This window comes from Ramlibacter sp., from assembly GCF_013697775.1.
Classification (GTDB): Bacteria; Pseudomonadota; Gammaproteobacteria; order Burkholderiales; family Burkholderiaceae_C; genus Ramlibacter.
In genome coordinates this window covers 1-7198 of the sequence record NZ_JACCWG010000270.1, presented here as the reverse complement: position 1 = coordinate 7198, position 7198 = coordinate 1, and the positions used below count along the sequence as shown (strand labels likewise).

The 7198-nt window shown below is 71.4% G+C and carries 6 protein-coding genes; all 6 read right to left on the bottom strand.

The features are described from left to right. Positions 1-80: 80 nt before the first annotated feature. Genes gspE through gspK form a run of 6 tightly spaced genes read right to left on the bottom strand, consistent with a single transcriptional unit; the run spans position 81 to position 7162 of the window. The gene (gspE, locus tag H0U68_RS13265) at positions 81-1493 is read right to left on the bottom strand and encodes a type II secretion system ATPase GspE (protein WP_296356315.1); all 1413 of its coding nucleotides are present in this window, start codon (positions 1491-1493) and stop codon (positions 81-83) included. Positions 1494-1498: 5 nt separating this feature from the next. After that, positions 1499-3592 (bottom strand): type II secretion system secretin GspD, encoded by a 2094-nt coding sequence (gene gspD / locus H0U68_RS13260; RefSeq protein ID WP_296356317.1) that lies wholly within the window; start codon positions 3590-3592, stop codon positions 1499-1501. 49 nt (positions 3593-3641) lie between these two features. Continuing rightward, complete coding sequence (gspN, locus tag H0U68_RS13255) at positions 3642-4454, bottom strand: type II secretion system protein N (protein ID WP_296356314.1); 813 nt, start codon at positions 4452-4454, stop codon at positions 3642-3644. Then, on the bottom strand, positions 4454-4933 hold the full coding sequence (gene gspM / locus H0U68_RS13250) for a type II secretion system protein GspM (RefSeq protein ID WP_296356312.1): 480 nt from the start codon (positions 4931-4933) through the stop codon (positions 4454-4456). The genes gspN and gspM overlap by 1 nt, the downstream gene beginning before the upstream one ends. Further along, the gene (gene gspL / locus H0U68_RS13245) at positions 4930-6135 is read right to left on the bottom strand and encodes a type II secretion system protein GspL (RefSeq protein ID WP_296356310.1); all 1206 of its coding nucleotides are present in this window, start codon (positions 6133-6135) and stop codon (positions 4930-4932) included. Before gspL ends, gspM begins: the two co-directional genes overlap by 4 nt. Before the next feature lie 31 nt (positions 6136-6166). Further along, positions 6167-7162: a type II secretion system minor pseudopilin GspK gene (gspK, locus tag H0U68_RS13240; RefSeq protein ID WP_296356308.1), complete on the bottom strand. Its 996-nt coding sequence runs from the start codon at positions 7160-7162 to the stop codon at positions 6167-6169. Positions 7163-7198: the final 36 nt, after the last annotated feature.

Here is a 7198-nt window from a genome sequence, read left to right as displayed (position 1 = left end):
CAGTTCCTGCTGGCGCGCGGCGCCGCGCTCATGCTGATGCTGGGCGCGGTGTGGACCGCGTGGGAGGGCGTGAAGCGGCTCTAGTCCCGCGTCACGCGCACGACCTCTTCGCGCGAGGTGATGCCTTCGCGCACCAGGCGGTCGCCGTCCTCGCGCATCAGCGTCATGCCCGAGGCCAGCGCGGTGTTGCGGATCTCGGCCTCGGAGGTGCGGTTGTGGACCAGCGCACGGATCGGGTCGGTGGCCACCATCAGCTCGAACACGCCGGTGCGGCCCTGGTAGCCGGTGTGGCCGCAGGCGCCGCAGCCGCGCGCCGTCCAGGTGCCGTCGTGTTCCTCGCGGCAATGCATGCACAGCTTGCGCACCAGCCGCTGCGCCAGCACGCCCAGCAGCGAAGAACTGAGCAGGAACGGTTCCACGCCCATGTCGGTCAGCCGCGTCACCGCGCTGGCGGCGTCGTTGGTGTGCAGCGTGGCCAGCACCAGGTGGCCGGTGAGCGAGGCCTGGATCGCGATCTGCGCGGTTTCGAAATCGCGGATCTCGCCGATCATGATGATGTCCGGGTCCTGGCGCAGGATGGCGCGTAGCGCCTTGGCGAAGTCCAGGTCGATCTTCGGGTTGACCTGCGTCTGGCCGACGCCGGGCAGCTCGTACTCGATCGGGTCTTCCACCGTCATGATGTTGCTGCTGCCGGCGTCCAGCCGGCTGAGCCCGGCATACAGCGTGGTGGTCTTGCCCGAGCCGGTGGGGCCGGTAACCAGGATGATGCCGTGCGGCTGCGCGATCAGCTCGACGAAGCGGCTGAGCGTGTTGCCGGTCATGCCCACCGACTCCAGGCTGATGCGGCTTTCGCTCTTGTCCAACAGGCGCAGCACGGCGCGCTCGCCGTGCGCGCTGGGCAGCGTGGACACGCGCACGTCCACCGCGCGCGTGCCGATGCGCAGCGAGATGCGGCCATCCTGCGGCAGGCGCTTTTCGGAGATGTCGAGTTCCGCCATGATCTTCAGGCGCGAGATCAGCGCCGCGTGCAGCGCGCGGTTGGGCTGCACCACCTCGCGCAGCGCGCCGTCGACGCGAAAGCGCACGCTGGAGTGGCGCTCGTAGGGCTCGATGTGGATGTCGCTCGCGCCGTCGCGCGCCGCCTGCGTGAGCAGGGCGTTGAGCATGCGGATGATGGGCGCGTCGTCGCTGGCTTCCAGCAGGTCTTCCACCGCCGGCAGCTCCTGCATGATGCGCGACAGGTCGGCGTCGTTCTGCACCTCGCTGACCACCGTGGCGGCGCTCGACTCGCCCTGCGCGTAAGCGGCGCTGATGCGCTGCGCCAGTGCGCCGGCGTCCAGCTGCTGCAGCGACGTGCCCGGGTACTTGCGCATCACCTCGCTCCAGGCGCCCGAGGCCGCGCCGCCGGCGTGCCACAGCACCAGCCGGCCGCCGTCGTCTTCCAGCAGGAGCTGCTGGCCGCGCGCGAAGCCGTAGGGCAGCGGATACCGCATGGCGCTTACCTCGAAGGATCCGGCGTCTGCGGCCGCACCGGGGTGACCACGGTGCCGGGGGCGGCCACGCGCGGGCGCGTGACCGGCGGCATGACCGGCGATTCGTTGACCGGCACCAGGCTGCTCTGCTTGGGCTGGTTCTCGGGCTGCTGCTGCTTGGTGCGCATCAGGTCGTAGCGGTCCAGCGAGAGCTCGTCGGTCTGCGCGGCGTCGCGCACCACCACCGGCCGCAGGAACACCATCAGGTTGGTCTTGCTGCGCCTGCGCGTCTCGGTGCGGAACAGGTTGCCGAATATCGGCACGTCGCCGACGCCGGGAATCTTCTCTTCGCTGCCCGCGTAGCTGTCTTCCAGCAGGCCGCCCAGCACGATGATGCCGCCGTCTTCCACCAGCACGTTGGATTCGATCGCGCGCTTTTTGGTGATCAGGCCGGTGCTGGAGGTGAGCGAGGAGGCGTCCACGCTGGACACTTCCTGGAAGATCTGCATCTTCACCGTGCCGTTCTCGCTGATCTGCGGGCGCACCCGCAGCGTCAGGCCGACGTCCTTGCGCTCGATGGTCTGGAACGGGTTCACCGTGCCGCCGGTGCCGGTGTTGGAGTTGGTGTACTGGCCGGTCACGAAGGGCACGTTTTGGCCGATCACGATCTTGGCTTCCTCGTTGTCCAGCGTCAGCAGGCTGGGCGTGGACAGGATGTTGGCCTGGTTCTGCGTCTGGATGAAGCGCGCCAGCAGGCCCAGCACGTAGGTGCCGTTGATGTTGCGCGCCACGCCGAAGTTCAGGCCGGACGCCGGCGGCGTCGTGCCCTTCGCCGCGCCCACGTTCAGCGTGATGATGTTCTGGCCGCCGCTGTTGAAGTTGGTGCCCAGAAAGCCCACCAGCTTGCTGCTGGTGGTGCCCAGCACGTTCTGCCACTGGATGCCGAACTCGGCCGCCTTGTCGGCGTTGACTTCGACGATCAGGCTTTCCACCAGCACCTGCGCGCGGCGCGAGTCCAGGGCGTCGATCACCGCGCGCAGCTGGCGGTATTGCGGCTCGGGCGCGGTGATCACCAGCGAGTTGGTGGCCGGGTCGGCCTGGATCTGGCCGCCGGTGGACGGCTGCGCCGCGCCCTGCACGGGTGCCGTGGCGGCGTTGTTGCCGGACGACGCGGACGAGGACGCCAGCGCGCCCCCGGTTCCCGGCGCCGAAGCGGGACCGCCGCCACCCCCGCCACCGCTGGTGGTGCCGCCGGCATTCACCATCGCCGCGCGCAGCACCGTGGCCAGCCGCGTCGCGTCGGCGTTCTTCAGATACACCACGTGGATGTTGCCGGAGGCGCTCTGCGAGGAGGGCTGGTCCAGCCGCTGCACCAGCGAGCGCACCAGGTTCAGCCGCGCCGGGTTGGCCGCGCGCACGATCAGCGAATTGCTGCGCGGCTCGGCGATGACGGTGGTGCGGAACGCGGTGTCGCCCTGTCCCTGTCCCGGGATGCCGGCCGGCACCGCGCCGGCGCTGCCGCCGGACTCCACCAGTCGCTGCACGATGGGCGCCAGGTCCTGCGCCAGCGCGTAGCGCAGGTTGAGCACCTCCACGTCGGTGGCGTTGGAGATGTCCAGCGCGGCGACGATGCGGCCCAGGCGCTGCAGGTTGTCGGCGTAGTCGGTGATGATCAGCGAGTTGTTGCCGGGGTTGACGTTGATGGTGTTGTTCGGGCTGATCAGCGGCCGCAGGATCGGCACCAGGTTGGCCGCGCTCTCGTAGTTGAGGCGGAAGATCTGCGTGACGATCTGGCCGCCGCCGGCCGGTTGGCCCAGCGACACGCCGCCGCCCTGCAGCTTGGCGTCGGCTTCCGGCACCACCTTCAGCAGGCCGCCGGAATCCACCACCGTGAAGCCGGACAGGCGCAGCGTGGCCAGGAACTGGTTGAAGGCGGCGGCCGGCGGCACCGGCCGCTCGGTGGACAACGTGATGGTGCCCTTCACGCGCGGGTCGACCACGATGTTGCGGCCGGTGATCGCACCCATGGTGCGCGCCACGGCTTCGATCTCGGCGTTGACGAAATTGAGCGTCACCGGTTCGGTGGAGCGCTGCGCCCACGCGGGCGCGGGCAGCGCCATGCACAGCAGGCAGGCGGCGAGGACGGCAGCAGCAGGACGAAAAAGCATGTCAGCCTATGGTGATGATGGAACGCGGGCCGTTGCGCCGCCCGATGATGTTCAGCAGGTTGGACAGGGCCGCCTCGCGCTCGGGCGCGGCCGTGGCCTCGCCGGCGAAATGCAGCCGCTGGCCGACCCATTGGCCGCTGCCGGACAGCCGCAGGCTGCCCTCGATGGTGTCGAGCCGCAGCGTGGGCGTCGCGCCCCCTTGCAGGTTGATGCGGTAGGTGCCCATGGGCCTCAGGGTCGACAGGCGCGAAGACAGGTTCTGCGCCACGAGGTCCGCCTGCCCGGAAACCAGCAGGCGGCGTTCGGCCCATTCTACTGAAAGGCCCCGCGTGGTCAGCTGCAGATCGCCATCGAGCTGCAGCGTGTTCCAGGGCGTGCCCAGGCCGGCCAGCAGCGCGGCCGGCCAGCGCATGGCGCCGTCGCCGACCTGCAGCGAGGCACCGCCGAAGCGCCAGCGTGCAGCCAGCGGCAACGGCAGCGCCATGCAGCACTCGGCCTGCACCGTGCCCGCCACCCCTGTAATGCCGGGGCGCAGCGTCCAGCGCACGCGCTGGGGCAGCGCGATGGCGTCGTTGCTGCCGGCGCCGCCGGTCAGCAGCACCTGGGCCGAGCCGTTCCACACGGTGCCCAGCGGCTCGTTCAGGATCACGTGGCCGCGCGACGCGTCGCGCACCGCCTGCGCCACCCAGCGCGCGGGCGCGAACAGCAGCACGGCGGTGCAGATGCCCAGGAGGGCACCGGCCAGCGCCCAGGACCAGGGACCGATGCCTGCAGTGCGGGACACCGCCGCGCGCGACGCGACGCGGGTGGCCATCACCTTGGTGGCAGGGCCAGCACCAGGGTGCCATCCCACAGGCCGGCCGGATTGCGGGTGAGCCGGGCCTCGCCGGGCAGCGCGTGCGCGTTGACACGCGCCTGCGTCAGCCACTGCGCCAGAGCTTCGGACGTCACGCCCGACAGCGTCACCGTGGCACGTTCGGCGACAAGGGAGTAGCGCGAACCGGTGCCCAGCTGCGCCATGCTGGCCTGCAGGGCAGCGGCGGCTTCGTCGTAGCTCTGCTTGGGCTGCGACTGCATGGCCTTGGCCTGCGCCTGCAGGCGCAGCATCTGCTGCAGCTGCGTGTCGAGGGCCTGCCGCTGCTGCTGCGCCTGCGACAGGGTGCGCAGCGCCGGACCCAGTGCGATCCACCAGAGCAGGGCGAACAAAATTACGCTTGCCGCCGCCGCGGCCAGCGCCTTCTCGCGCGGGGCCAGCGCGTTCCAGTGCGCGCGCAGCGCCTGCAGCCGCTTCATGGCGCGGCCTCCTGGGCGATCACCAGCACGTCGCCTTCCAGCGTGGCGCTGTAGCCGTAGCTGCGCAGGTTGATGGCGGCGGTGCGCGCGGTGTCGGGCGTGAGGCCCATGCCGCGCACGCGCAGCCGGTCGCCGCTGAACTCGAGGACCGAGACGGTGCGCCCCGGGGGCGCTGCCACGCTGAGCGCGGCCAGCATGGATTCCAGGTCGCGGCCGGAACTGGTGCCGGTGCGCTGGCGCAGGGCGTCCAGCTCGCGCTGCATCTGCAGCGGCGCATCCACCACCACCGTGACGGAGGGAAAGGTTTCCACGAGCGTGCGGCGAACCGCATCGCGCCGCGCATCCAGCGCGCTGCGTTCCTTCCAGGCCCAGGCGTTGAGCCCCACCAGGTTGGCCAGCACCAGCAGCGCCAGGCCCCAGCGCGCCGGCCTCCAGCGCGGCGCGCGCAGCAGGTCGCCTCCGGTGGTCGCCAGCTTCTTCAGCGTGCGCGTACGTGCGGAATTGGCGAATTCGAACTGCGCCAGCTCCCAGCGGGTCTGCGTGGCCTGCAGCCAGCGCTGCGGCGCCTGCAGCAGTTCCACCTTGTGCTGCAGCAGCTGTTCGGCCTGCGCCGCCACCGCCGGCTCGGCCAGCCGCGGCGCGTCCTGCGTCCAGGCCGGCAGCATCGCCAGCGAGGCTGCGGTCATGGGCAGCATCAGCACGCCGTCGGCACCGGCGGCCACCACCCAGGGCTGCTGCGGCTCGCCGACCGCGTACAGCGCACCCGTGCCTTCGGGCGCGAACTCGGGGACGATGCGGTTGACGGCGCGCCCGGCGGTTTCCAGCACGAGCAGGGCGCCGCGCAGCCAGGCGCGTTCGCACACCGCCACCCATTGCGGCTCGCCGGCGGCCGGCGGCCCGAGCGCGAAATGCAACGCCTCCGGGTCGTCGAGCAGCTGCTCTTCCAGCAGGCCTTCCAGCACGCCGCGCAGCCTGGGCGCGCCGGCGGCCACGCCTTTGGGCAGCGCGACCCGGTGCCAGGAAAGCGCCTGCGCCGGCACCACCGCGATGACTTCGGCAGCGGCTCCCTGCGGGCGCGGCAGCAGCGCGGCCGGCGCGCTGCCGTGCGACTGCGGCGCGCGCGGGTCGCCGGTCAGCAGGTAGGGAAACTCGCTGGACGCGCCCACCGGTTCGGCGGGAAGCAGGACGATCAGGGAACTCATGGAATGCGGCGGATTGTAGGGGCCGGCCTTGTCAGCGGGCGGGGGTGGCGCGCGCGAAAGCGGCCGGATCGACGACGCCGCGCTCGCGCGAGACCGTCTTCACCTCGGCGCCGTTGCGGCGCACCAGCGAACGTTCCTCCAGCACGCTGTCGCCCAGGCGGATGCGGCCGCGCACCTCGAAGAACGTGGAGCCCATGCCCATCTGGCTGTTCGCCTGGAAGGAGTCGGTCAGCGCCAGCAGCCGCCTGGCCGCGCCGAGGTCTCGGAAGGGGTCGCGCTCGCGCTCGGCCACCAGCCGCTGGGCCTGGGACATGCTGATGCCGCCGACGGCCGCGTAGATCACTTCGGCGCCGGCGGTGTTGATGTTGATGGGCCGCCGCTCGGGCAGCACCGTGACGTAGGGGCGCAACGCCGCCACGGTGGCCTCGGACAGGCCCAGCCAGGCGAGCTGCTCGACGCGCTGCGGCGGCAGCGGCGCCTGGCTGGCGCCGGGGTTGTCGGTGGCGATCTCCTCGGCCCGGCGCAGGTTCTCGGCCAGTTTGTCCAGCTCGGCCGGTGGCAGGCTCAGAAGTTCGAACAGCCGGGCGAAGGCGCGCAGGTCGCCTTCGGAAATCTTGCCCGCCTCCACCAGGTTGGCGACGTTCAGGAACGACTGCTGGTCGATGATGTTGCCCGACAGGAACACGTTCTCGGCGTCGCTGTCGGTGGCGGCATTGTTGTTGGTGTCGGCCGCGAGGAAGGTGGACAGGCGCGCTTCCTGCAGCGGCACGGCCCAGGGCTCGCCCAGGTGGTCGATGGTGCCGGCGCGCGCGTCCTCGCGCAGGATCAGCCGCGCCCAGTCGAGCGCGCCGGTGAGGACCCAGGACGACTGCGTGCGGGCGCGCTCGGCCGTCTCCACTTCGACGCTGCGCCACTGCTGCCACAGGGCGGCGGAGGCGAAGGTGGCGACCAGCGTCACCGTGAGCATGGCGGCCAGCAGCGCCGCGCCGCGCTGGCGTGCCGGTTGCGGCGGCCGCGGCGCGGTCACGACTTGCCTCCGCCGACGCGCGGGTTCACCCAGTCC